General features: G+C 37.0%; 24 protein-coding genes and 1 pseudogene. 5 read left to right on the top strand and 20 right to left on the bottom strand.

Features of this window, described 5'->3' with window-relative positions; all coding sequences use genetic code 11:
• Window positions 1–67: 67 nt before the first annotated feature.
• Together AC1DSK_RS02400 and AC1DSK_RS02395 are read right to left on the bottom strand one after the other, a co-directional pair.
• Entirely contained in the window at window positions 68–2,173 is a 2,106-nt protein-coding gene (locus AC1DSK_RS02400; RefSeq protein ID WP_477546644.1) for an RNA degradosome polyphosphate kinase, read from the bottom strand.
• On the bottom strand, window positions 2,166–3,716 hold the full coding sequence (locus AC1DSK_RS02395) for a Ppx/GppA phosphatase family protein (RefSeq protein ID WP_477546645.1): 1,551 nt from the start codon (window positions 3,714–3,716) through the stop codon (window positions 2,166–2,168). The genes AC1DSK_RS02400 and AC1DSK_RS02395 overlap by 8 nt, the downstream gene beginning before the upstream one ends.
• Before the next feature lie 146 nt (window positions 3,717–3,862).
• Between AC1DSK_RS02395 and AC1DSK_RS02390 the strand changes: the two genes are divergently transcribed.
• A complete protein-coding gene (locus AC1DSK_RS02390) occupies window positions 3,863–4,330 on the top strand; it encodes a YkyB family protein (protein ID WP_477546646.1) in 468 nt (155 codons plus the stop codon).
• Between the two features lie 61 nt (window positions 4,331–4,391).
• Here AC1DSK_RS02390 and AC1DSK_RS02385 read toward each other — a convergent pair whose 3' ends face one another.
• The 7 genes from AC1DSK_RS02385 to AC1DSK_RS02355 all read right to left on the bottom strand — a co-directional run bounded on the left by AC1DSK_RS02385 (window position 4,392) and on the right by AC1DSK_RS02355 (window position 10,808).
• Entirely contained in the window at window positions 4,392–5,708 is a 1,317-nt protein-coding gene (locus AC1DSK_RS02385) for an MFS transporter (protein ID WP_477546647.1), read from the bottom strand.
• Window positions 5,709–5,733: 25 nt separating this feature from the next.
• A complete protein-coding gene (locus tag AC1DSK_RS02380; RefSeq protein WP_477546648.1) occupies window positions 5,734–6,606 on the bottom strand; it encodes an NAD(P)-dependent oxidoreductase in 873 nt (290 codons plus the stop codon).
• Between the two features lie 306 nt (window positions 6,607–6,912).
• Complete coding sequence (locus AC1DSK_RS02375; RefSeq protein WP_477546649.1) at window positions 6,913–8,157, bottom strand: hypothetical protein; 1,245 nt, start codon at window positions 8,155–8,157, stop codon at window positions 6,913–6,915.
• Window positions 8,127–9,311, bottom strand: coding sequence for a DUF58 domain-containing protein (locus AC1DSK_RS02370; RefSeq protein ID WP_477546650.1), 1,185 nt, complete (start codon window positions 9,309–9,311; stop codon window positions 8,127–8,129). The genes AC1DSK_RS02375 and AC1DSK_RS02370 overlap by 31 nt, the downstream gene beginning before the upstream one ends.
• Complete coding sequence (locus tag AC1DSK_RS02365; RefSeq protein ID WP_477546651.1) at window positions 9,308–10,246, bottom strand: AAA family ATPase; 939 nt, start codon at window positions 10,244–10,246, stop codon at window positions 9,308–9,310. Before AC1DSK_RS02365 ends, AC1DSK_RS02370 begins: the two co-directional genes overlap by 4 nt.
• 89 nt (window positions 10,247–10,335) lie before the next feature.
• Window positions 10,336–10,524: an aspartyl-phosphate phosphatase Spo0E family protein gene (locus tag AC1DSK_RS02360; RefSeq protein WP_016427873.1), complete on the bottom strand. Its 189-nt coding sequence runs from the start codon at window positions 10,522–10,524 to the stop codon at window positions 10,336–10,338.
• A 95-nt stretch (window positions 10,525–10,619) separates the two neighbouring features.
• Window positions 10,620–10,808 (bottom strand): hypothetical protein, encoded by a 189-nt coding sequence (locus AC1DSK_RS02355; protein WP_016427874.1) that lies wholly within the window; start codon window positions 10,806–10,808, stop codon window positions 10,620–10,622.
• A 121-nt stretch (window positions 10,809–10,929) separates the two neighbouring features.
• On the opposite strand from AC1DSK_RS02355, the gene AC1DSK_RS02350 reads away from it, so the two are divergent.
• From AC1DSK_RS02350 to AC1DSK_RS02340, 3 genes are read left to right on the top strand one after another with little or no spacing between them, the layout of a single operon-like run.
• The gene (locus AC1DSK_RS02350) at window positions 10,930–11,148 is read left to right on the top strand and encodes a YkvS family protein (protein WP_477546652.1); all 219 of its coding nucleotides are present in this window, start codon (window positions 10,930–10,932) and stop codon (window positions 11,146–11,148) included.
• A 33-nt stretch (window positions 11,149–11,181) separates the two neighbouring features.
• On the top strand, window positions 11,182–11,796 hold the full coding sequence (locus AC1DSK_RS02345; RefSeq protein WP_477546653.1) for a lysostaphin resistance A-like protein: 615 nt from the start codon (window positions 11,182–11,184) through the stop codon (window positions 11,794–11,796).
• 49 nt (window positions 11,797–11,845) lie between these two features.
• Window positions 11,846–12,532 (top strand): hypothetical protein, encoded by a 687-nt coding sequence (locus AC1DSK_RS02340; RefSeq protein ID WP_477546654.1) that lies wholly within the window; start codon window positions 11,846–11,848, stop codon window positions 12,530–12,532.
• Between the two features lie 34 nt (window positions 12,533–12,566).
• On the opposite strand, the gene AC1DSK_RS02335 is transcribed toward AC1DSK_RS02340, so the two are convergent.
• From AC1DSK_RS02335 to AC1DSK_RS02325, 3 genes are all read right to left on the bottom strand, one after another.
• Window positions 12,567–13,013 (bottom strand): MarR family winged helix-turn-helix transcriptional regulator, encoded by a 447-nt coding sequence (locus AC1DSK_RS02335; protein ID WP_016427878.1) that lies wholly within the window; start codon window positions 13,011–13,013, stop codon window positions 12,567–12,569.
• Between the two features lie 63 nt (window positions 13,014–13,076).
• Window positions 13,077–13,562 carry a methylated-DNA--[protein]-cysteine S-methyltransferase gene (locus tag AC1DSK_RS02330; RefSeq protein WP_477546655.1) on the bottom strand — a complete coding sequence of 162 codons (486 nt, stop codon included), beginning with the start codon at window positions 13,560–13,562 and terminating at the stop codon, window positions 13,077–13,079.
• Window positions 13,513–14,982, bottom strand: coding sequence for an ATP-binding protein (locus AC1DSK_RS02325; protein WP_477598062.1), 1,470 nt, complete (start codon window positions 14,980–14,982; stop codon window positions 13,513–13,515). Before AC1DSK_RS02325 ends, AC1DSK_RS02330 begins: the two co-directional genes overlap by 50 nt.
• A gap of 193 nt (window positions 14,983–15,175) precedes the next feature.
• On the opposite strand from AC1DSK_RS02325, the gene AC1DSK_RS02320 reads away from it, so the two are divergent.
• Window positions 15,176–16,924, top strand: coding sequence for a B12-binding domain-containing radical SAM protein (locus AC1DSK_RS02320; protein WP_477598039.1), 1,749 nt, complete (start codon window positions 15,176–15,178; stop codon window positions 16,922–16,924).
• A gap of 22 nt (window positions 16,925–16,946) precedes the next feature.
• On the opposite strand, the gene AC1DSK_RS02315 is transcribed toward AC1DSK_RS02320, so the two are convergent.
• From AC1DSK_RS02315 to AC1DSK_RS02280, 8 genes and pseudogenes are all read right to left on the bottom strand, one after another.
• On the bottom strand, window positions 16,947–18,296 hold the full coding sequence (locus AC1DSK_RS02315) for a TrkH family potassium uptake protein (RefSeq protein ID WP_477548622.1): 1,350 nt from the start codon (window positions 18,294–18,296) through the stop codon (window positions 16,947–16,949).
• Window positions 18,297–18,478: 182 nt separating this feature from the next.
• Entirely contained in the window at window positions 18,479–19,399 is a 921-nt protein-coding gene (locus AC1DSK_RS02310; RefSeq protein ID WP_477548624.1) for an anti-sigma-I factor RsgI family protein, read from the bottom strand.
• Between the two features lie 99 nt (window positions 19,400–19,498).
• Window positions 19,499–19,615: pseudogene (locus AC1DSK_RS02305) on the bottom strand (anti-sigma factor domain-containing protein); the annotation flags it as partial.
• Window positions 19,615–20,373: an RNA polymerase sigma-I factor gene (gene sigI / locus AC1DSK_RS02300; RefSeq protein WP_477548621.1), complete on the bottom strand. Its 759-nt coding sequence runs from the start codon at window positions 20,371–20,373 to the stop codon at window positions 19,615–19,617. The gene sigI and the pseudogene AC1DSK_RS02305, both read right to left, overlap by 1 nt.
• A gap of 108 nt (window positions 20,374–20,481) precedes the next feature.
• Window positions 20,482–21,153, bottom strand: a complete 672-nt coding sequence (locus AC1DSK_RS02295; protein ID WP_477548620.1) for a hypothetical protein — start codon at window positions 21,151–21,153, stop codon at window positions 20,482–20,484.
• Window positions 21,154–21,290: 137 nt separating this feature from the next.
• Complete coding sequence (locus AC1DSK_RS02290; protein ID WP_477548619.1) at window positions 21,291–21,962, bottom strand: TerC family protein; 672 nt, start codon at window positions 21,960–21,962, stop codon at window positions 21,291–21,293.
• Window positions 21,963–22,198: 236 nt separating this feature from the next.
• Entirely contained in the window at window positions 22,199–23,284 is a 1,086-nt protein-coding gene (locus AC1DSK_RS02285; RefSeq protein WP_477548618.1) for an SDR family oxidoreductase, read from the bottom strand.
• An 87-nt stretch (window positions 23,285–23,371) separates the two neighbouring features.
• Window positions 23,372–26,440, bottom strand: coding sequence for an efflux RND transporter permease subunit (locus tag AC1DSK_RS02280; protein ID WP_477548617.1), 3,069 nt, complete (start codon window positions 26,438–26,440; stop codon window positions 23,372–23,374).
• Window positions 26,441–26,623 lie beyond the last annotated feature (183 nt).

Raw genomic sequence — 26,623 nt, 5'->3', positions numbered from 1 at the left:
ATTCTTTCTTAATCCCAATTATGCCATTACTATCGTAGAAAAGTATATATGTTTTATTATATATTCTTCATTCTTTATCGTCCGGGACCCGATAAGCTAACTTTAAGAGCTCTTCCTGGCTGTTCCAGACAGGTTCATCATTTTTCGGCAATCGGTGATGATACTCACCATATTGATCTTGCTCACGGGCCTTCGCTGTATCATCCATTTGAAATAAAATAAGGTTCATAATCCGTTTTTTTATTGTCTCTTCATAAACAGGAAAAAGAATCTCGACCCGTTTGATCATGTTTCTGGTCATCATATCCGCAGAAGATAGATAAACATGATTTTCACCATTATGATGAAACCAATAAATTCTCGAATGCTCCAGAAATCTTCCCACAATACTAATGACTCGGATATTTTCACTGATTCCCTTAATCTGCGGACGTAAACAACAGATACCACGTACGATTAAATCAATTTTCACCCCTGAAATAGAAGCATCATACATTTTCATAATCAGTTCTTTGTCAGTCAATGAATTCATTTTTGCACGGATATAACCATTCCCGTTTTTTTTATGGAATTCAATTTCCTGTTCAATCAGCTTGATAAACTCATCGCGAATATCATATGGAGCCACAATCAAATGATGAAATTTCGGTTTTTCTGTGTAGCCACTTAAAAAATTAAAGAAATTAGTCGCATCAATACCAAATTTCTTTTCCGTTGTAATAATTCCCATATCCGTATAAATTTTTGCCGTTTGATCATTGTAGTTTCCGGTACCTAAATGGACAAATCTTTCAATCCGTCCGTTTCGGCTACGTACAATCAATGTAATTTTGGAATGGGTCTTTAAATTATGCATTCCATAAATGACGAGGCAACCTGCCTGCTCCAGCTCTTTGGCCCAATGTACATTGTTTTCCTCATCAAATCTGGCTTTTAATTCAACTAATACCGTTACTTGTTTGCCATTTTCTGCTGCACGTTTCAGGGCATTTATCATAGGGGAATTACCACTGACCCTATATAACGTCTGTTTAATCGCAAGGACATTGGGATCTTCCGCTGCCTCAGAAACAAAATCTAAAATGGGGGCAAATGATTCATAAGGATGATGGAAAAATAAGTCCTGGTGTAATGCTTTTTCAAATAGGTCTTCCTCAGATTCCAGATCGTATGGCGGTTGAGGAATAAAGTTTTCAAATTCCAGATGTTCACGACCCTCTCTAATTTCTTTAATGAACGAAAAAAGAAAGGTTAAATCGATTGGGCAATCAATTTCATAAACATCGTCTTTATGAATCTCTAGTTCATCTAATAAATACGCTAAAATATCAGTGTTGATTTCATTTGACCGAACTTCCAGACGGCTTGCGGCTCCCCATTTCCTTTTCTTTAATTCCTTTTCTATTTCCACTAATAGATCTCGCGCGCCTTCTTCATGAATTGTTAAATCTGCATTTCGGGTCATACGAAATGTATTGACTGCTTTCAATTTATATCCATAAAACAATGTATCGATTTGATTGATAATCAAATCTTCCAAGTAAATGTATGAATCACTTTTATCCTTTGAAGGGATTTTTATCATCCTGGCTAGAACAGATGGAACCTGCACGATTGCCACTTTTTTATGAATTTCTTCTTCCCCTTTTTGTTCCAGCATGACAATAATATTCATGGTTTTACTCAACAAGGTTGGAAATGGACGATATGCATCTACTGCAATAGGCGTGAGTACCGGAAAAACATGTTCTTCAAAAAAATGTTGAGCGAAGATTTTTTGAGTTATAGATAACTCTGCAATCGATAAAACTTCCACATTTTCTTTTTTTAAATGAATACTAATTAATTGCTGATAAAGATCAGACTGTTTTTTTACAAGGGAATGCGTTTTCTTGGTAATTTCCTTTAGTTGCTCTTTAGGAGTCAAACCTGCTTTGTTTTCAGGTTTTTGAAAACCCGCCCTCACTTGATCTTGAAGACCTGCGATACGTACCATAAAAAATTCGTCCAAATTCGAACTGAAAATCGCTAAAAACTTCAATCGTTCTGCTAAAGGATTATGTTCATCCGCTGCTTCTTGTAAAACCCGATCATTGAAAGCAAGCCAGCTTAGTTCACGATTGTTATAGTAATCCGGTTGATCAATGTCTACCTTTGGATGTTGTTCAGCCATGAATATGACCATCCTTTTCTACAAATTCCAGTTCGACGTTGCATTTACATAATCGTTCAAGATGCTTCTTCTGTTTCCCTGCCTGATATTCTTCCGCCATTGCATTCCCATTGACATAAATTCTCATAATCAGTCCTTTGCTGGAAGACTCCATCAAAACTTTGTCTACCACCGAACGTTTTGAACCATTCAAACCATAAGCAAATTTTAATATTGCCCCCAAATCCCTTAAATGTTTTAGTTCATCTTTCGTCAGCCATTTTTCAAATGGAACCGCATAACGCTTGAGTGTTTCTTTATTTTTGTAGGATGCTACCAAGGCCAATTTAATTCGATCTAAGTGATCCAAACCATCAATCGACCGATTCGATAATATATAGAAGGTATGTTGACTTGCTGCATCTGCGTCAATGTATTCACCTAAATAAAATAACGCAGCCGCTCTTCTCAATAACTTTAAACTTTCCTGCGATCGTTCAATCATTTGGTGACTCACGCAAGCTTCATAAATTTGTTCTGCCAAAAATTGAAGGTGCTCTGCCTCATGTCGATTCATTTCGAATTCTGCTGCTAGTGCCCCGCTGCTATGGGTAAAAACATCGTACTTGTTCAGAGCATCCGGATGTATTTGCAGCACCCGATTTAACATAATCCCTTCCCTCAGACCTTTGCGACTGAACAGAAACTCCTCGGAATGGACAACTTTCATTAACGCTCTGAACACTTCAAGTGCCGGTAATATAATATCTGCCCTGTCACTCGACAACCCATCTATTTTGTTTAGTTCATTAACCGATAGGTCACCTAATGTATCACTTAAAGTGTATAAATCATGCACTTTCATTTGATATTGATGAACATTGGAAATCGGATATTCCTTCCGTTGTTGATCGATTTGTGCGATGTTCCGTGCACTTCCCCCGATTGCGATAACTGGTAAACTCAGCCCATTTAGCCAAGAAAGAGATCGGAATTGGGCTTCTGCAAACAAAGCTAACTGTTCTCTTTCGACGGGCGTCAACTTCTCATCTTTCATGAATTGTTGCTGCAAGGAAACAACCCCAAAAGGAAAACTATGTGTCTTTTGCAATTTTTTATCTACAAAGTACGTAATCTCGGTGCTGCCACCTCCGATATCAATCGTTACGGCAGATTCAGTCGATACAGAATGAACAACAGCTAAAAAACCAAAATATGCCTCATCTTCTTCACTTAAGACATCGAGATCAAATCCGGTTTCTTTCTTCATGCGTTCAACAATCTGTTGTTGATTGGTGGCTTGCCGAATAGCCGCAGTAGCTGTTGCAAGAACATCTTCGACATCATAGTCTTTAAGCATTTGTTTAAAAGATGTTAATACTTCCTGAAGAAGCAAAATCCCATCTTCAGACATTGACCCATCAGGTAGAATAAAAGTGCGTAAGCGTGCAACTGTTTTTATATTTTCAAATTCCCTAAGTCCTCTGACATCATCATAGGAATATATTACTAAACGAATTGTATTTGACCCGATATCTAAAATGGCTGTTTTCTTTTTTTCCATAATTTTATCACCTTTCCCATAATTTTTTGTTTTCAACTATACAGATTGGGAATGAATTGGTATGATAGTAGTTAATTGAATGCTCTGAATTTTTCTTGATTCTGGCTAATATTCTCAATTTTTCAAGATGTGAAGGGTGGGGTTTCATGAAACAAGATAGGACAGATGGACAACTTGCTTCTGCTATTTATTCAGTTAATCGTCATGCAAAAACTGCTACTGATAATAAATTTCTATATGAATTAAAAAGATTGACCATTGAAAAGATGATTGAAACCGGACGTGCTAAAAAATTGGGATTACACTTTGTGAAAAACCCTCGTTTTAGTCAACAACAATCTTCTGTCTTAGTTCAATGTGCTGATTACTACTTTCATTTATTACCCAAAAAAGAGGATTTTCAAAGCCTTCCACATTTGGGACATCTTGATGAGAACTATCGTAATCCACAAAGACGAATGAGTTTGAATCTTGCCAAACAGCTGTTAAGTGATTACACAGGCTTGCATCAAACGTTAATAAAGAAAAAACCCACACATGCCTCCACCCCACTGTCTCGAAAACAACCAGTTAAGAAACGTTCTTATACTTTTGGCAGCACTTATTTAGATTAAATTATTTTTTAAAAGCCGGAACCATTTTCATGGTTACCGGCTTTTTTTGTTCAGCAGTGTTTTAATCCACTGGAATGGTTGAATCATGCTTTAAGCGTAAATGAATGATTAAACCAATAATCGTCATCACAATTAAAGTAGACAAGGCAATGCGACTTGCAATTGTTCCATAATCCTGTAATTGATACGTAATGGTCCCATAAAGTGCAGGTCCAATAATAGAAGACACTTTCCCAGAAAAAGCAAACAATCCAAAGAATTGGCCTCGCTTATCTTCTGGAGTCAGTTCAATTATGAGTGTACGCGACGTTACCCACATGGAACCAAGTGAAACTCCGAACATACTTCCTGCAATCCAGAACATCCATTGCTCGACTGCAAAAACAGCAACAATGAGGGATACAATCATTAAGACAGCAACAATTGTCACCCCATTTTTTGCTCCTATCCTCTTTGTAATGTATCCAAATACAAATGACCCAATAACAGTGGAAATAGTTGAAATAAGATATAAAATAATGAATTGTCCAGAAGAAAAACCGACTATGACAGTTGCATAAATGGCCATCATGGCAATAGTTGTTGAGATAGCATCATTTATAAAGAAATACGCAATCATAAAAGTGAAAACTGATTTATGGGATTTCATATCTTTGAACGTATTTATTATTACTTTATAGCCATCAAAAAATGAACCTTTGACTCTTTGATTTTTAGGAATCGGTATATCTTTGTTTATGAAAAATAATGGCAGACTGAATAGTAAATATAAAATAGCGGTTGGAATGAATGCTTTATGAAACTCACCATCACTGACAAGAAGATACACAAGTAATCCGACAATCGTTCCAATATAACCGACAGCCACTCCAAATCCGGAAATTAATGGCATTTCTTCTTTAGTCCCCAAATCACTCATCATCGAATCATAAAAGACAAGACTGGAGTTGAAAAAGAATTTAGCTATAACGAAACTTATGACCACCAATGCATAAGTCATTGGCACGCCCCACATTAATGAATTCGATTCAAGCCCCCCGAATACCCCCATCATGAAAGTTGCTAGGATGGAAATAGAAGCGAACCAGACGATGAATCGTTTTTTGTATCCAGTTCGGTCAATCCATACGCCAAACAAAGGTGTAAACATGACCAAGAAAAAACTGGCGACAGCATTTGCATATGATACAAACGTACTGGCAACTTGCTGTCTAGCTACACTTGTGCCAATTACATCATCTGTGTAAAAAGGAAAGAATACCGTGTTGATATTAGACGAGAAAATCGTATTGGCAAAATCATAAAAAGCCCAGGTCAAAATCGGTAACGTTAAATAAAGAGCTATCGGACTCCTTGGAGTCGTTTGTTGTTGGCTCACTCTCAGCACCCCGTTATAATCTATTCTATTTTTTGTAAGCCTTTATTAAACTCTGTGTTCCTTCATTTTCAAATCCTTGATCAGCTAAAGATTGATACATGGCATACGCCATTTCTAAACCAGGTAACTTCAGGTTCATTTTTTTCGATTCATCGAGTGCAATGCCCATATCTTTGATAAAGTGTTTCATATAAAACCCGGCTTCAAAATCATCTTTCAGCATGCGCGGTGCAAGATTAGTCAAAGACCATGAACCTGCTGCTCCTTTTGTAATAGAGTTCAAGACCATTGCTGGATCGAGCTTCGCTTCCTTGGCATAAGTGATTGCTTCACATGCTGCAATCATAGAAGAGGCAATGGCAATTTGATTAGCCATTTTTGTATGCTGACCAGCGCCCGCTTTCCCTTGATAAATGATATGTTCACCAAATAACTCAAATATCGAAAACAGCTTATCGAAAACTTCTTTGTCGCCTCCTACCATAATTGATAATTTGCCTGATTTTGCACCAACATCCCCACCTGAGACCGGGGCATCAAGTGAACTCATGCCCAGTGTTTGGGACTTGTTATAAAGGTCAATCGCAAGTGTCGGAGTTGATGTTGTCAAATCGACTACAACCAATCCGTCTTTTCCATTTTCAAAGATTCCAGTTGCGCTATTATAAACTTCTGCTACGTCTGATGGATAACCGACCATAGTGAAAATAATATCCACTTGGGATGCAACTTCACCTGGAGAATGTGCCCACTTTGCACCCAAATCAAGTAAATCCTCCGCTTTTTCTTTCGTACGTGTATAAATAGTGACTTGATGGCCACCTGTCAGTAGATGTTTAACAATACTTTTACCCATTACTCCTGTGCCTACAAAACCGATATGTGCTTTTTCAATCATTATATGTAACCTCCAAGTTGGAAAATTTCTGTAATTGAATATAAGTTTATCAAAGTTCCTTGATTTAAGCATCGAAACATTTTGAAATAATGAACTATTTTTTGACTTCGAACTTCTTCAATAAACGGAGAGTCATTTCCGACCTGTATCACTTATTATTTGGCTATGTTAATTTTTACGGTATATAAGTAAGTGTTTGAAGACAAAAAAAAGTAGGACACATTCCTTTCGGAAATGTGTCCTATAAAAAGGGGGAAATGAGAATGTTGCTGTGTTCAAATATACTTTCCCCCAATATTTAAAAAGTTAAACCTCATTTTTAAAATATTTTTTCGAAAGATGATTTAATTCTTCAATAAACCATTTACCATCATGTTCATTCATCAACCCTTTACTATAACGGACGACATCGTAAACGTCATAGAAGCGTTCAGAGACGTGCCATCCTTCTCTGATGAACCAATCCCGTATTGTTTCGTTGTGATTGCGTGTATAACCATGTGAGCTTGCATCCATTTCATAAACTCGGTATGCGTCTCGCACTACATTGGTCTCCATTGAATAACTCCATGCCATATCCTTCTGTTCGCTTACTTGCATGGTGATGCTTTGAGTTCTTTCGTATTCCACTTGATTTTCTTTAAGTTCTACAACTTCCGCTCTATTTTTAGCTAATCGCCATACAATAATAATCAATATGATTAAAATAATAATACCCAGAATAGCCACCCAAGGTATATCCAGACCAAGATCAAGATCCTTAAGTTTATCTGCTTCCGTTTGTTCGAATTGCCCTTTTGGTTTTTCCTGGGAATCTCGAGAAATTGGAGGACTAATAAATTTACTAACAAGAGCACGTAACCCTTCCATTAATAATCCAAGCGGATATAAAATTAATTCAATCATATCCCCAAATAATAATACAATGGATACGCGAGCTTTACCTGCAAGACCAGCAATCACCGCAAAAGCAATTGCTGCAACACTTATGATCCCCACATAAAATAAAACAAGTTTATAAAAAGGCACACGATTTTCCTGTTTTGAGCGCTTCCATTGAACAATCATTCGATCCAACATAAATAATAGTAGGCCGATAATGGCCAATAATATTGATTCTCTTATAGCTTCAGGTTTTCTTAATATGGTAGCTAAGAAAAAAGATAATGAGAATAATACCAGAAGAAGCGTCATGAAGTATCCATCATGTGTGGCATCCTCTTGAATTTTAGAATATCGTTCCTGTATTCTCCAGACCGAAAATACAAGTATTGCAGCAAAAAACCACAATGGGGCACCGAAAAGAAATCCTAACAGACCGAAAACTACAGAAACAAATAACGATATTGCTATTTGGTATCCCGTCTTGTAGAAAAACAAATTAACCGCAATCGCTATCAGCAATAAAATACCAATCCATACAAATGGAGAGGAAATCGTCGTATCCACTCTAATAAATATGAAAAGAAAAGACATTAACCAAGCATCTTGCAAAAACTTTCCGATTGACTCAAATTGAACTAACGGCTTAGAAGTGACGGTTGTTGCCATTTCACATCACCTCCAAGACTATTGGATGATCGTACATCCACTTGAGTTTGTTTGGACCATTTCTTAATATATTTATCCAACTCTTGTGAGTCATGAGTGAATATAATGACTGTCATCGGCAGGTTTTCATGCGTATCCAGATGCATTAGCATACGGTTAAACGGTACGGTTAATTCATTATTAGATAGGACCGACAATAATTCCATTGCTTGTTGACGGTGTTTTTGGCCATCTCCAACAGGAAGATGCAAATATGGGACAGCCCCAAAGGATCTAACATTGACCGTCAACGAAAATGGTATGCCTTCTCTATAAAAATAATCCACAAAAGAGGCAACTTCCTCAATTCGTTCTTCCAAATCTGAAATAATTGAATAATGATTAACGACGTTCAATACTAGCAAGACTGATTCGTTTGCTACTTGTGTGAAAACTTTCGTTTGAAATTTTTGCATTCTCGCACTTGCTTTCCAGTGGATATGGTGAAATTGATCGCCTGCCTGATAATCTCTCGTACCTATCGGTGAAAACAAATCTTGAAACAACGAATGCTTATACTCATAATCCCCTGGTTTTAATGGGGAAGGCTTTCTGTTGTCTTTTAATGTATAAATATTTGGATAAACCATTTGTTCCATTAGTAGAAGAGGTTGATGAAGTAAAAAGACAGAGCCTTCACCAAAAAGATGTGGGATAGTCAATTCCAAATTTTTCAATCTGGATAAACCTCTCTTCTGTCCCTCAATCGGTACTTTCACCGTAACAATTTCCTTATATCCGATTGTCAGTGGAACAACGATCTCGATGAGCTTAGTATGACTCATGTCTTTATTATTAAGTGGTTTAACAGCATCGTGAAAATGTAATCTGAGTTGTCCGTTCCAAATCGGGAGCCCTGTATTTTCAAATGTCAGTTCCCATTCAGATTTTCCGCCTTTAAACATCCGACTTCTTTTTTTGTCATTCACTAGTGTCAATTTTTTTCCGACATTTTTTAGATAAAGAATTTGCATGGCAGTAACGACACCAAAGAAACCAAAAACGCCTGCTGCAACATATTGTGCAACTATGACTGACATTGTAAAGCAAAGGGCAATAATTGTAAGAAACCAATTTGTTTTCAAAGCACCATAATATTCCCGTCGCCAAATCATCTTGCCATAGCCTCTACAGGTGTTTGTACGGATTCAATGATATCCTTAAGAATTTGAGATGGTTCACGAATCAATAATCCTTCAGCAGATAAAATGAGACGATGTGTAGCGAGTGGTGCAACCATTTTTTTTACATCATCCGGATTTACATACGAACGTCCATTAATGTATGCATGTCCTTGCGCTGCATGCAATAACGCAAGAGAAGCACGTGAACTTAAGCCTAACTCCACTTGAACATGTTGCCTTGTCGCCTGAATAATCTGTAGAATATAGGTTTCAATATCTTCATGAACCGTTACTTTTCTGACTTCACTGCGCCATAGTTTAACATCTTCAATGTCTATGAGCGATGAAGTTTTAACTTCCCCTGGGTTCTGACTGAACTCTTTCAAAATTCTTCTTTCTTCTTCAAAGCTCGGGTAATTAATTTCAATTCGGAATAAGAAACGATCCAGTTGGGCTGCAGGTAATGAAAAAGTTCCTTGTTGCGATTCCACTGGATTTTGAGTGGCAATTACCATAAATGGTTCAGGAAGAGCAATCGTTTCTCCATCTATTGTTACTTGCTTTTCCTCCATGGCTTCAAGCAAACTCGATTGTGTTCTTGGTGTTGCACGGTTGATTTCATCAGCAAGCAATATGTTGGTGGCTACAGGCCCTGGGCGTAAGACAAATTCCTGAGCTTTCGGATCAAAATAACTGATACCGGTAACGTCAGATGGTAATACGTCAGGAGTAAACTGTAAACGTTTAAAGTTCCCTTTAAATGCATGTGCAAAAGATTTGGCCATCATCGTCTTCCCTGACCCTGGCACACTTTCAAGTAACACGTGCCCTCCCTGAATCAACGCAATCAGCATAAAATCAATTTCTTTTTCACGCCCCACAATTGATTCATTTAAATTCTTTCTCAACAGATTTAATTTGGACATTTTACTTCCCCCTTTAAGTTATATAAGTATACCAAATAAACCCATTATTCCGAAAAAACTTTACAATAAAAAAACTAAGCGAAAATCGCCTAGTTTTTGATTAATTCCTTATCGTTGGACGCTTTATTTGGGAAGTCTTTCAATTGATAAATATTTAACAGACGATCTAACTTTTTACTAAGTCGGATAGTATGAACGTTTCCAAAACCATTTTCAAGCGCTGACTTAATCATTTTCTCTCTCGTAAGTTCCACTTGCTCAAGAATTGATTCCGGCACGTGATACCTCCTTTACCAAACCCATATTATCCATTATTATACACGAAAATCTTCTCGCAAACATAAGTTTATTCCGACAAAATACGACATTCTTGTTAACTTCGTGCATCAAGATCATAAGTATAGATAACAATTCCGCCCTGTTTAGCAGTTCCTCTTATATGTTTAAAGTCTGCTCTTTGAACCAGCACTTCACGAAATGTCAAAAAATCTTCTTTTTCGATTGTAATGGAGGTTAGCTTACCTGCTCTTAAATCCTCTAACTGCTGTTCATATGTATTCATGGAAAGTCTCCCTTTTATTAAAAATTTGAAATGATTTAAATATGTTTTCAGAAAATACTTTACGTCAGAAAAATTATCATGCACACTATTGAATATGAGCGCATTAAGGAGCTGAGTGTCTGTGGAAATAGCAACTGTTGGATCAATAATTGAATTCAAAGATGGCTTGCAAGGGATTGTTGAAAAAGTTAATGAAAACTCCGTAATAGCGAATCTTTCCATTATGGAAAATTTCGAAGAACTCGGAATTGAAGAAAAAACAGTTATCAATCATAAACGGTATAAAATAGTATACCTTAAAGAGGAAGAGTCTTCACCCATTACTGATGAAGAAGAATGAACACTAAATGCTAAAGTACTGGAGGTGTGCAAGTTGAATATTATGGCTTCTCATCTAAGATGGACTCTCAGTTTAGTTCTCGTCTATTTGCTACTTTTTTTCACTTTTTCATTTGAAGTAATTTTTTGGTATATGTACTCATTTACGATGATGTTATTTATGGCCTTATCATTTGTTCTTGGCAAGATGGAAGATGAAATACAAACATGGGAGTACTTAATTTTCGGAATTGGTTATGGTACACTCACTTATGGACTTATTGCAACTGCATATCGCTTCTTTTCCATATTTACGGATCAAGCAGCAATTTCAGTGGAGCAATTCTTAAGCGACTTTGGACCGACTACTGTTTGGCATTATATATTGTTGATGTTAATTATTGCCCCAGGAGAAGAATTGTTTTGGCGGGGCTTTATTCAGCAAAAATTAAAAACTTACATGAGCCCTTTCTTCGCTGTGTTGGTGGCCTCCTTACTTTTCGGGTTATCCATGGCTTTCAGCGGATTTTGGTTAGGAGTGCTTGCAGCAGTCACATCCGGTTTACTGTGGGGGCTTTTGTATGAATGGAAAAAAAGCATGCCGCTCATCATTATCGCTCATATTACAATGACGATTCTACTGTTTCTGGTTTTGCCTCTCAACTCTTGAAACATATGACAACCACATCACGTCTACTACATAAAGGAGGAAATATAACATGAAAAAATCTTGGCTACTATTTGCATCATTGTCTTTAGCAATTTCCATGCTTTCTGCATGTAACTCCACAGATGAATCTAATGGTTCTGAAAGTGATAAAACTACTGTCGCGGATTCTGAAGAAACAACGGTAGAAGAAACAGCTGATGAAGATGAAGCAAAAGAGGATACAGAAGAACCAGCACCTGCTACTGAAATAAGAGGACCTGAAAAGTCACTGTCATATTCGATAAATGACGAAAAGAAAGAAGAAACCGCAAAGTTGACGGATAGTGATGAACAGAACTATTCGATCTATAAATTAGATAGCTATTCATTAACTGGGGAAGAACCTAATAAAGATTCAGTATACTATGACGAAAATCCTGCCGTCTTCATGCGAGTAGAAACGATCTCCAAAGATGAAGCAGACTATGAAATTATTAGAGATACGATGATTGAAAGTATTGCAGCTGTGAGCATTGGCAAAGAACCTGTGAAGATTGACAAACAAGAGAAATTACCTCAAGGCGAAGGGATTTCGAATCAGATTGGATATGAAACTACTTTTGAATTAGGTACTGTTTCAGGAATGGTATTTGAACAAGGCAATCTGATTGTTCGCTTGACAATCTTTGATCAAAACAGTGTGAACTTAACGGATGCATTTTTGAAAATGGGCGAAACAATCGCTGCAAAACAATAAAAAATTCCGGCTCACTTAGTGAGCCGGAATTTTTTTAATATGATAAATCTTTAATTGATAATCCTAATTTTTTCAATAATGTAATCGCTTGCTCTTTCTCATCATTATCCAAAGCACCCATCATTTCATGCAATTGTTTCTCATGCTCTGGGAACAATTGAGCCATGAAAGCCTCTCCTTCAGGAGTGATTTCAGCAAATGTCACCCGGCGATCCGAAGGACATGAAACGCGGTGTATGAAGCCTCTTTTTTCCAGCTTATCAATGACATAGGTAATCGAACCACTGGCAAGCAGTATTTTATTTCCTATTTTCTGCAGCGGTTGTCGCCCCTTGTGGAATAACAATTCCAAAACTGCAAATTCAGTAGGGTTTAGTCCATTTGCTTGAAAAAATTGATTCGTACATTCATGCAATGTTTTATATGCTCTAGAAAGCACGATAAATAATTTTAACGACTGTGTCAGTTCTTCGGATTTCATCTCTATCACCTGTATTCCATTCTCTCTAATTAAAACTAGTATATAGGGAATAGAAGAACTTTGTCAAAATGGTTTGGAATTGATGTGTTTTTGCTCTAAATCGAGCAGATATTGTTTAATCGGTGTAAGAGAACCCGCATAACCTTTCAATGATTTGTCTTTTCCTATAACACGATGGCAGGGTATGACTATCGGTAATGGATTTTTTCGATTTGCTTGTCCTACCGCACGACAGGCTTTTGTGTTGCCAATTCTATTTGCCAACTCTTGATAACTGATTGTTTCTCCATAGGAAATACCAGGCAATTGACGCCACACACTCTGTTGAAATAAAGTTCCTCTTGCAGACAGTGGCAAATCAAATTGTATTCTCTCTCCCTGAAAATATTCGTTTAATTGCTTCTTTACATTTTCATAAACTGATTCATCTTGCTGGATTGCTACCGTCCCCAAATGCATTAGTGGTTCATTAAAATAAATAGCTGTTAATTTTCCATCATCAATTTGAAGATATAACTTCCCTATAGGACTTTCCAAAGCTTTTATCATATACCGAATGTCCCCCTTTAGCCTCCAAATTATAAACTGGAAGGATAATATGAAAAGTAGTACCGTGACTTAACTCACTCTCTACCTCTATACTTCCCCCATGATCTTCGATTGTTTGAATTGCATGGGCAAGTCCAAGCCCAGTCCCTTGTTCTTTCGATGTATAAAAAGGTAAAAAAATCTTCTGCATCTGCTCCTGAGTCATCCCCCCACCTTGATCTTTTACGGACACACAAACTTGATTGTTATCACGTAAGGATTGAGTTATGGACACTTTCCCTCCATTAGGCATGACTTCCATTGAATTTTTTAAAACGTTCATAAATACTTTTTTTAATTCGTGTGCGTCACCAAGAATCCAATCCGAGTCATTTTCACATGGTACCATTTCAAGTTCAATATTTTGTATGATACCTTGTGGGTGCATAAAATCAACTACTTGTGAAATGATGGAAGAGACAGAAACAAATTGAAGTGATCGAGAAGGCGGTTTAGATAAAACTAAAAACTCATTGAGTGTGGATTCCATTCTAATGAGTTCACTATTGATAATGTCTAGATATTCGTATCCTTTTTCAGTTACTTGAGATGTTAGTAATTGTGTAAATCCTTTCAAAGAGGTCAAAGGATTGCGAATTTCATGCGCAATACTTGCAGCCATCTGACCGAGAGTCGATAACGAACGTGAGTGTTCAATTTGCTTTTTCAATTGAACATTTTCGGTATCATCTCGAATGACCGTCACGTACATGTCCAAGTTATTATTGAACACAGATGTAAAATGATAAAACTTTGGTTCACCAATTGTATCTAGTTTAGATACAATCATTTCGGCAGAACCTTTTAGTGAAAGTGTTTTGAAAAATTGTTCGGAATCAGGTTTTGAATGAGGTAACATGTCAAAAATGATGTGTGCTTTTTTGCCTTTTAATTCATGTGGAGCTACGTCAAATAAGATTGTGGCTTTCTGATTGAAGTCGATAATGGTTCCTTCAGTGTTGGTCAATATCATACCATGCGGAGCATATTTAAAGAGAAATTCATATTTCATTAAGCCATTTACTAAATTATGGCTTAGAACTTCATGCGGGAGTTGTTTGAAGCGGATCAGATATTGGGATGATGATTGATTATAATTGCCCTGGACTTCGATAAATCTTTTGCCTTTCACATTATCCGTTAAACATATTTGACATTTAGCTTTATTTGAAAATGTCGCTTCCTTTAAAAAATTTCTCCAGGTTTTAGAGGAAGACTTGTCCATTTGTGTGATCATCTGTTCAACTGTGTTGTGTGAAAAAAATTCCTTCGCCATTCTATTTAACTTAATAATCCCCTTACCATTCTCGATTAGAATGACTGATTCTTTATCATCCCAAAATAAATAATCGAACATCTCTGTGATTTTTTCGCCAAACATGTCATCCACCGGACCTTTCTCGTTCTTTTTATACAAATTATGCGGTGAAATGCCTTTATATTCTGGATAGCTAAAAAAACAAAGATTAAAATTAATTCAGATTATTTCATATAGATTTTTCTAATATTGACTTATATTGTTTGAATCAACTTTCCTTGTTAAAATAGAATGATGTAAAGAAGGAGAATGCTTAATGAACATCGTCTTAGCAACGCTAAATGCAAAATATATTCATACCAACTTGGCACTAAGGTGTCTTAAAGCAAGTGCACAACCTGAATTTAACCCAACCATTGCTGAATATACAATAAAGGATCCCGCTTTTAATATTGTTTCTGATATATATTTAAAGAAACCTAAAGTTGTCGGTTTCAGCTGTTACATTTGGAACATTGAGGAGACTTTAAAAGTTGTTCGTCTATTAAAAAGAGTGAGCCCAGATACAATTATTGTACTTGGCGGACCTGAAGTATCCTATGACTCAAACTACTGGTTGAGACGCATGAAAGAAATCGACTTTATTGTCATGGGTGAGGGCGAAGTATCGTTCAAACAGTTGCTTCATTTTGTCGAAGGAACCCTTCCTTTAAAAGAAGTACCTGGTATTTGTTATATGCAGGATGAAAAATTTATGATTCACCCGCAAGGACCTAAAATTGATTTACGTGAAATGCCAACACCGTTTCGCTTTGAAGAAGATATTCCTCACTTGTCCAAACGAATTACTTATATTGAAACCAGCCGTGGCTGTCCCTTCTCCTGCCAATTTTGCTTGTCTTCCATCGAAGTCGGTGTCCGTTATTTCAATAGGGAAAAAGTGAAAGAAGATATTCGTTATTTGATGGATAATAATGCGAAAATCATTAAATTTGTAGACCGGACATTTAATATTAGCCGCAGCTATGCGATGGAAATGTTTCAATTTTTGATTGACGAACATCGCCCTGGTGTTGTTTTTCAATTCGAAATTACAGCTGATATTATGCGACCTGAAGTCATTCAGTTTTTAAATGAAAATGCACCTGCTGGATTATTCCGTTTTGAAATCGGCGTTCAGTCAACGAATGAATTGACGAATGAACTCGTAAAAAGAAAACAAAACTTTGCCAAATTAACACGTACTGTGACAATGGTAAAAGAAGGTGGAAAAATTGCGCAGCATTTAGACTTGATTGCCGGGTTACCTGAAGAAGATTATGCTTCATTCAAACAAACGTTTAATGATGTATTTGCAATGGGGCCTGAAGAATTGCAATTAGGCTTCTTAAAACTGTTACGTGGAACAGGGTTGCGTGTTCAAGCTGAAGAATATGGCTACGTATACGTCGATCAAGCCCCATATGAGATCTTCGCCAATAATGTTCTGTCATTTGATGATATGCTCAGAATCAAACAAGCTGAAGATGTTCTTGAAAAATATTGGAATGCGCATAGACTCGATCGTACAGTTGGCTATTTAGTTTCTGAAACGTTTGAAACGCCTTTTGATTTCTTCCAGGACTTTGGCAGCTATTGGGAAGAAAAAGGTTGGTCCCGAATTGGCCACCAACTTGAAGACTTATTTAAACGACTAGAAGAATTTTTACTTCAGGACGGCCGTGCTGACATGGCAGTCGTTAGAAGTTTGATGAAGATTGATTACTTGGTACATCATCAATTCCAACCGCGCAAGCCATGGTGGGAAAAAGAAATGAAAAAAGAATCTCAGTCTGCAATTTATCGAAAAATCATTGAAAATCCAAGTCTAGCCGGTCAAACTTTTGCAGAACTCAATCTTCATGAACGTGAAGTTTACAAACAGACGCTCCTTGTTCCCTTCTCACTTGATTTACAACTGCTTGACCAAGAGCAAGTCGTATCGAAGGATGGCTATTTACTAACTTTCTTCAAATCCGGACAAGCACCACAATTTTCATTTATAGCAAAAGAGCAGGTATCCTGATTTACAGGACCTGCTCTTTTTTTCAGCCTATGATAACACGTTCTTTTGGATAATGGAATTTGGTTTTGGTTGTGCGACCACCGATTGTAAATAGGAAGGAAATTAAACCAACGCGCCCTACAAACATCAAGAGCATAATCAAGATTTTACCGAAAGTCGATAATTTATCCGTGATGCCTAAAGACATCCCGCAAGTTCCAAAAGCTGAGGTAATTTCAAAAATGATTGCCGTCATTGACAATGTGGGTTCTGAAATTGATAAGGCGATGGTTGCAACTAAAACTATGAAAATCGCCAGGATAATAACTGCGTATGAACGGAACACATCAATTAGCTGAATTTCCCGGTTAAATATTTGTATTTCATTTTTCCCACGCGCGAAATTAATCAGGAATAGGATAGCAATTGCTAAAGTGGTCGTTCGAATCCCCCCACCGACTGAACTTGGTGACGCGCCGATAAACATCAATGCACTAATAAATATATTTGTTCCTTGTGCAAACTCTGTGATATCAACCGTAACAAGACCAGCAGAACGTGATGAGACAGAGTGAAACATTGCGGTAAATAATGCTTCATGCCAAGACATTCCACGAAAAGAGTTGAACATTTCCAATGCAAGAATGACAACAGTTCCTACGACCAGCAATACACCAAATGTAACAGTAGTAATTTTCGTAAACAGCGAGAATCGGAAATTTTTATTTTTATTCGATAAAAAGGCTTTAATTTCGATTAAAACAGGGAAACCGATTGCCCCTAAAATGATTAAGATCATGTTTATGATTTGTACAAAATAATCATCATGATACGGGATCATGGATTCGCCCGTAATATCAAAGCCACCATTCGTTGTCGCTGAAACAGAGGCAAACAAACCATGTAGAAAAGCTTCTGACAGTGTTTCATAAAATTGAGTAAAGTAGAACGAAAGAATAAGTGCGCCCATCAACTCGATAAGCAATAAAATCTTTATGATTTCAATAATTAGATGTACCACGCCAGATAGTGAATGCTGGTTATGGTCCATCATAATCAACTGACGCTCGCGCAAGCCGATTTTCTTCCCAACAAGTAACCACACGAATGTACCAAGGGACATGATACCGATACCACCAAGCTGGAGGATAACCATTAACATCACAATTCCAAAAGTCGAGTATGTTTCTGAAACATTCAACACACTTAATCCAGTAACGCTTACACCACTTACTGCTGTAAATAGACTATCAATAAAAGATACTTTGACTCCTTGTTGATGTACGCCCGGTAAACTTAGTAACCCTACTGACATGCCAATAGCGAAAAAATAATAAGAAACGATCGCTTGAGCGGGCGTTAAATTTCGTATGCGGCTAATAATTGGATTCATAACACGGTCAAGTCCTTTCAATAGACACGAATAGGTCATCTTCCTATTCTAAAAAACATTACGTAAAAAAGAAAGAACAAGTCTTTATTCTTTTAAAAAAAGTGCTTCTCGATTGAGAAGCACCCGGATTAATGATTTTTATGATTGTTATTTTTGCCTTATTCTGATTGTTCTTTACCACTTTAGTTTTTCTCTTTTTTTCTTTTTTGATTATTATCTTTTCTTTCATGATCTTTATTTTTCCCTTTTTTATCTTGGTGAGTGTTATCGTGCTGTTGATCAGAATTCGTTTTTTTTTCAGAAGGATGTTTGCCACTTGTTTTTGACTGTCCGTTATCTTTTCCTTCTCTATTCGAATCATTTTGTTGATTCGTCTGATTTTGATGACTTTGAGTCTTTTCTTCTGATTTTGCTGGCTTATCCCACTTCTTGTTAGGCTTAACTTGTTTAGATTCTTGTTTTTGGTGTTGAGGATTTTGTTTACTTTTATTATGAGTGTTCTTGTGATCTTTCATGTCAACAGCAGGTATTTGCGATTCTTTTTTGTTTTCTTTCTGCAATTTATTGTTGTCTTCGTGTTTCTTATTTTCATCTTTTTTCTTTATTTCCTGTTGTTTTTCATCTTTTTTCTTTTTCTTCTGCTGTTGCTTTTCTACCTTATTGTCTTTGAATTGTGCCTTGTATTTCTGTACGGAAATACCTTCATTGTTAGCAGCTTGACGATCCTCTAAAGAGGCTTCATTAACATTTACGGAGTATTTCTGCATCATACTTTTACTGTTGGAATTTGACACTGCCGAAACAATTACTTTTTCCAGCTTTGCATGGTTTTCTTTATTTTCATAGATGGTGGTAATCTCAATCTCCTCTTGTGTCTCGATGGTTGTTTCCGTACGATCTACAATTTGAAGTAAAACCCATGTTAAAGGCTTTCCTTTCCAGAAAGCAATATCTCTCTTAAGTGCCTCTCCATCGTCATTGAGTCCCTTAAAAGAATACACTTTCCCTTCCTGATCAAGACCCAGTTCAACACTCGGATTGATATCAATCTGTACATATGCAGACACTGGAGATTGTGAAGGCAGCAATATTGAAAATAGCAATACAAGTGTCGCCACCATCGAAAGTACCGGCGCTGTCCATGAAGAATTAAATGTTGTTTTATAGCTTCTCTTGTTTAATAAAGGTTTATAAAATGCTTCGTCACCTATTTCAACAGATGCAGAAAGTGGTATGCCTTTTTCAAATACTCCATCTTCCGTGAAGAAAATGCTATATGAAGATGTTGTCTCAAACACGATCCCTCTTCGCGTGTTCATCATGACATCCGTCCTTTTAAATAATCTTTTATGTAGTGCAGGTCACTTTTTAGGAGAATAGCAATTGCTATTATAAATTTTCGTTGTCTCTCCAAGGTTTTACGTGAAACTTTAACTAATTCTTCCAATTCTTTTATTGGCAATTTCTTTTTTGTTTGAAGAACTTCGTAAAACTCGTCCGTTTCCACAATGAGTTGTGCTATTTGGATAGCAGTCTTTCTTGAGTCTTCATGCGATGGAGAAACTTTAACAAGTTCCTGAAAGCTTAGTCCAAATGGTTTTAGCAAAGATTCGTATACAGCAATTTGATGTTTTCTTTCATCTGCCTGCTGCGTCGCTGTAAATTGTTCAAATGAATGAGAAGATTCTAGGATTGAAAAAGAACTTGATTCAATCTCAGAATCAGAAGTCATTTGACCTAGACTAATTTCTTTTCTTCTTGCTTCTTTTCGAATAAAGTCAATCAGTTTACGCCGAATCAGCAAATGAGCAAATGTTAAGAATGATGCATTTTTATCATGTTCAAAATGAACGATGGCTTCATGGAATGCGGACATTGCAATACTGTACTCATCATCTTGCTCTCCAATATATCGTTTGCATATAAACGAAGCAGTTTTTTTCATAAAAGGAGTGTAGGAAGAAAGAAGTTCATGTAGAACTTCTTCATTCCCTTCTTTTGCTTGAATTACTAGCAATTCAAGATCGTTTTTTGATTGTTTCTTAGGAAAAAGTCCTTGAATCGTTACTAGTATCACAAGCTCACCCCATTTCCGCACAATAGTTAAGTCCTATCGATTGTAACGGGTTCTTGATAAAATGAAAAGATGCATTGTATTTCATTTTCTTAACAATTAACCCAAGTGTTATTTGTTTTTATGATCTTCATTATGTTTTTCGCCTTCATGACGATGCTCTTTTTTTGCATGATGCGATGCTTTACGCTCTTCTTTTTTAGCGTGATGTGTATTTTTGTGTTCTTGTTTTTTTGCATTGTGAGCATCTTTACGTTCTTGCTTTTCTACTGCTTTTTCAGCTTTTTTTACTTCTTTAGCAGCTTTATCTGCTGCTTTTACTACTTCTGAATCTTTTTCAGTTTCAGTTTTTTCTTTATCATTCTCTACAGTGTCTTCATCAGTTAGGGCAGGTTCAGTTGCCTCGTCAGATGGTGTGGTTTCAGTAGTTGGAATTTCTTCTTTATCTTCTTCTTTGTTTTTCTCTTCCCATTTGGCAATAGCTTTATCAATATTTCTCTGAAGAGCCGCTTTTGCAGTTGGGTTATTTATTTTTTCAATATTCAGGGAAAGTGCAAAAATATTATTTGCAAGGTAACCCAAAGGAATATTTGTTGAAATAGTTTGCAAATCTTCAACTGAAGTCGTTTGTTCTTTCAAATTGTTCAATGCATCTTGTAAATTTACTGTTTCAAAATTGGATGAATCTACTTTTACGGTGTCGTTGGCAAATGCCGGAAAAGAAGCAGAAGCTACTAATCCTGTTGCTAGCAATGCTGCACTTATTTTTTGGAATTTTTTCAATGTGTGCCACCCCTTGTAAAATGTGTACGCTTTCACGTCATCAAACTATTCGATGCCATATCTAATTTTTTAGGGGGTACAAAAAAAGCTACGTAAAATCTTTTCGATTTTACGCAGCTTACTGTTAAATCCTGAAATTATTGCTTACTATTTTTGTATCGTCCGGCCATTACTACTCCAACCGTCACCAATGCAATCATAATCCAGCCTACGTACGGGTAAGCATCAAAGAAATCGTGTAAGAACGGTTCATGTGTAATCATTCTTGCTGCCGTGAATGCCAAAACAGCAGATCCGATATAAATGATAATTGGGTATTTATCAATCAGTTTCACGAAGAGCGTACTTCCCCAGACCATAATTGGAATACTGATAATCAAACCAATTACAACTAATAAAAAGCTATGGTTTGAAGCATTTGCCGCACCAGCAACTGCTAATACATTGTCTAACCCCATAATTGTATCTGCAACGATTATTGTACCGATAGCTGACATTAAGGTCTTAGATGCTTTATGATCACCAGCATCCCCATCTTCAACTAACAATTTATAAGCTATCCAGATTAAAATAAGTCCCCCTACAAGTTGTAAGCCAGGAATTTTCAAAATCCATACAATGGCAAGTGTCGCAAGAACTCGAATCACTACAGCTCCAGCTGTTCCCCACATGATGGCTTTTCTTCGGTGATGAATGGGCAAGTTTTTCGCAGACATCCCAATAACAATGGCATTGTCTCCTGCTAAAACTAAGTCAATCATAATGATTGATAATAGGGCTACTAAAAATTCAACTGTAAAAATATCCATAACGATCTCCTTTAATTAATATTTTTGAAAACAAAAAAGACCCCTGCCTTATAAAAAGGCAAAGGTCTTGCTAAGCACATTATGTAAATGGCTATCATAACCGATGGTGTATACCATGTAATGACGACTATGAAATAGGTTTCCCTATAGCTACTCCCCTTTGACAACAGTCAAAAGTATATTAAGTTTTCATGTACAATAATTATAACATATTGAAAGGAGTTGTAAACTAAACACTACTTTATCTGAATATGATAGGACTGATCTTTTTTATGAAGCTGATAAAAAGCAATCATACTTGGCAGGGATTCGATAAAATCCGCACATCGAATTCCACTGTCCTTCAAGACAACCTTCGCTACTGTCGAATCGAACTGAGCGTTCCAAGTCAAGTAGTCCAATGTTTCTTTTTCAACACCCAATCTTTTTCTCAGTACCTTCAATTGCATACCCATTTTTGCAAGCGTCAGAGGTATTCGTCCTTTTGGCCATTTTCCGGTTACATGCCAAACCATCTGTCGGTATACTTCTTCCACTGGATGAGGTTTTGGATCCGTTAAATGAATGGTCTTACCTATAGCACCTACATCCTCACTGCAATATACCACTGCTTTAATAACAAAATCGATTGGTACAACATTTATCAATGATTGAGACTTGCCGATGTAAGGGATCACTGGAAGCTTCCTTAGGTTATCAATCATATTGATGAAGAAATAGGGACCGTCGAATTTTATTGTTTCCCCTGAAACGGAATGTCCCCGTACGATGCCTGGGCGGATAATCGTTGTCGGGACTAAAGACTTCATTTTTTCAACAAGAACTTCCGCTTCAAATTTCGTTTCTTCATAATAATTTTTAAACGCCTTAGGACGAATCAATTCATCTTCACGTAGTAGACCTTCTCTGGTCCCCGCTACATATGCCGTACTGAAATATATATACCTCGTTAAGTTCGGTAACGTTTTTACAAAATCATTTACGTGGTACGTACCGTGGACATTTACTTTCCACGCGGTATCTCTAGCAACAGCCAAGTCATAGATTGCGGCTAAATGCCACACCGTGTTGACTTCTCTACAAAGTGTTTCAAGTTCCTCGGTAGCAATATCCAAACCTGGATATGTAATATCCCCTTCTACTAATTTTATCAATACATTAGGAGAATCTTTCATAATTTCCTGGGAAATTTCTATAGCGAGTTTCATTTGAGAAGATAAGACCAATGCGTAAATCGTCTCTACTTTGTTTTGGTCAATCAACTCTTGCATAATCTGCCGTGCAATGAATCCAGGAAATCCAGTAAATAATGGAATCTGCATATATTCTCCTCCGAAACTCTTAATAATTGAATAGTACGAAAATTAACAACAAAAAACAACGTCTATTTATAAATAGACGTTGTCTGTTCAAGATATCGGTTCTTTTGCACTTCGACGTGTTTCACGATCAAATAAACTATAAATCACTGGAATGACATACAGCGTCAGCAATGTCGAACTGATCAGACCACCAATTACGACAATACCCATAGGTTGATTAATCTCAGTTCCTTCACCTATCCCAATCGCTAGTGGCAACAAACCAAGAATCGTGGTTAGCGCGGTCATTAATATCGGTCTCACTCGATCACGTGCTGAGGAAATAATTGAATCATAAGAATTATATCCTTCTTTTTTGCGTTGATTGATAAAATCGACCAGCATAATCCCGTTATTAACTACAATACCTACAAGCACTAATAAGCCAATTACTGCTGTAATACTGATTGGAGTCTGAGTGATAAACAAGCCCAGTGCTACTCCGATAATCATCAGTGGGACTGAGAACATGATGACAAATGGATATTTGAACGATTCAAACTGTGCAGCCATAACAATATAGACAAGTACAATTGCAAGAATGACTGCCAGCAACATATCATTAATGGCATTCTCGAATAATTCACGGTCACCACCGAACTTAATATCAACCTCTTCTGGCAAGTTTAATTTTTCAATTGCCTCGTCAACTTGATCGGACATTTCACCTAAAGTATAAGACGATTCATATTTTAACTTAAAGCTGACCGAAGCTGCTTGGTCAATTCGACGAATGGAAACAGGACCTTCGGCAATTTCTATTTCTGCCACTTCCTGCAATTCAATAAATTGACCTGAAGGTGTTCGCAATTTCAGTTTCTTCAATTGCTGAATGCTGCTAGAGTATTTTTCATCATATTTTACATATACACCATAAACATCTTCATTTTCTGAAATAATTTGTGTAGCAAAATCGCCTCTCGTCACACTGTTCACCGTTTGGGCAATTTGTGCAGGAGCTAGTCCATATTCGGTTGCTGCATCTTTGTTCACGGACACTTGCACTTCATCTATTCTCTCTTCTAAATCGTTCGTGATTTCTGTAATTGAATCAAATTCACTTAAAGAGCCTTGAATATCAGAAACTGCTTTTTCTAAACGTTTGTCATCCGTATCTGTTACGGAAAATGATAATGAATTTGGTGTGGAGCCAGCAGCAGTTTGCAAATTAAAACTTACTTCTGCCTCTTCCCCTACGTCTTTCAATACTTTTGGTTGTACTTCATCAACAAATTCAAATACAGAACGCTCACGTTTATCTAAAGGAATGAGCTTGATATATATTTCCGCTCTATTCGATTCTGAAGTTCCTCGAGATTGGCCTTGTTGTGTTCCACCAACGAGACTCACATATACATCCACATCTTTTTCTTTGTTTAATTGATTTTCTATTTTTTTCACTACTGCTTTTGTTGCTTTTACAGAAGATCCATTATCTAACTCGACATTGACACTAACGAATCCTTCATCAGTAGCCGGTAAAAACTCGGTTCCCACTTGGAACAACCCATATGTTGCAATTATTAGCATGATTGAAGTGATAATCAATACCATTAATCGATGTCCTAGAGCCCATTTAACCGAGCGTTCAAAATTATTATATGATTTTGAACGTCGACGTTTTGCTTCGAAGTCACCTCTAGGTTTTTTCATCATTCTACTTGCAAGCATCGGAATGACGGTCAGTGCCACTACCAAAGAAGCAATTAAACTAAAGGAAATGGTTAAGGCAAACTCAGTGAAAATTTGTCCAATTAAACCTGTGATAAAGATAACAGGAACGAACACAGCAACAGTTGTTAAAGTTGATGCTATAATTGCCCCTGCTACTTCCTTTGTTCCCTCAGAAGCAGCAGTTTTAGAGTCTTTCCCCATACCGAGATGACGTTCGATGTTTTCGATGACCACTATTGCATTATCTACCAACATCCCAATACCAAGTGCAAGTGCACCCAACGTCATGATATTTAGAGCAAAATCAGCAAAATACATTAACACGAACGTTACGATGACTGAATACGGAATAGCAATTCCAATGATAATTGGACTCTTTATTCCGCGTAAAAAAACAAAAAGTACAAGCATGGCGAAGAGTCCACCAAATATGAGCGAAGAACCAATGTTTCCGATGGCTAACTTCACATAATCACCTTGGTCAAACAAAATATCCGCTTCTACCCCTTTATACTCATCCTTCTTTAAAAGTTCATCTAAAGATTCTTTTAACGAAGTTGAAACATCTGCTGTATTGGCTCCAGATTCTTGCAGTACTGACATCAAAACCGCGGGTTCATCATTCGCACGAGTTTCAGTTGAGGTTTCTTGTTCTGCCAACTCAACCGTTGCTACGTCTGCAACGGTTATGTTCTTACCGTCCATAGGATTGACAGTCACCACTAAATTTTTTATATCTTCGACATTTGTCAGTGTACTGACAATACGTGTAGTCAGTTGCTTTCCATCTTGTGTTTCGATTGGATCACCAGGAAACGAAACATTATTTGCTTGAATCAACTGCACGATGTCAGATTGCGCTAGTCCTTTAGCTTCAAGCTTTTGTTGATCCAGTAAAATTTGTACTTCTTCCACTAACGCCCCTGAAACATTGACACTCGCTACGCCGTCTGTGCGTCGCAGTTCTTTTTCCAGTTGTTCTGCGATGATTCGGACGTCTCCCTCATTTTCAGGAGCACGAAGTGATAACTGAATGATCGGGAACTGTGCTGGGTCAAATTTCAAAAAGCGAGGTTTTTGAGAATCGTCAGGTACTGGAGTTTGATCGATACGCTGCATGATATCGTTTTGTATATCATCAATATTGGTTGACCAATCAAATTGCAATACAATAATATTGACGCCTTCTTGCGAAGTAGATTGCAATGTTTTTATCCCCGGCAAAGTTGACAAACTTGATTCAAGTGGCTTTGTCACTTTTTCACTGACTTCAGTCGGGCTCGCCCCTGGATAACTTGTAACTACCACACCAATAGGAGGGTTCAATTCAGGAATTAACGTAACTGGTATTTTGAAGTACGATACCAAACCTAAGATAATAACCAAAAACATAATGACTGTTGTAAAAACGGGACGTTTTATTGAAAAATCGCTGATTTTCATTTCATAATTTCCTCTCCTACAAAAACTTCTCTCTCTATCATATTCGTTACGCCCACTTACTTCAAACGTGAATCGTGTGAAACTTTATTCGGAAACGTGATTGACAATATTTCTGTATTAATTCACGAGGCACGAGTGAGGAGGCTTGCCTGTTCGTCCGCGGAAAGGGAGCAAATTCCCTCT

It is taken from the genome of Paenisporosarcina sp. P4_B8 (assembly GCF_056402175.1).
This window is presented reverse-complemented; position numbering and strand designations above follow the sequence as displayed.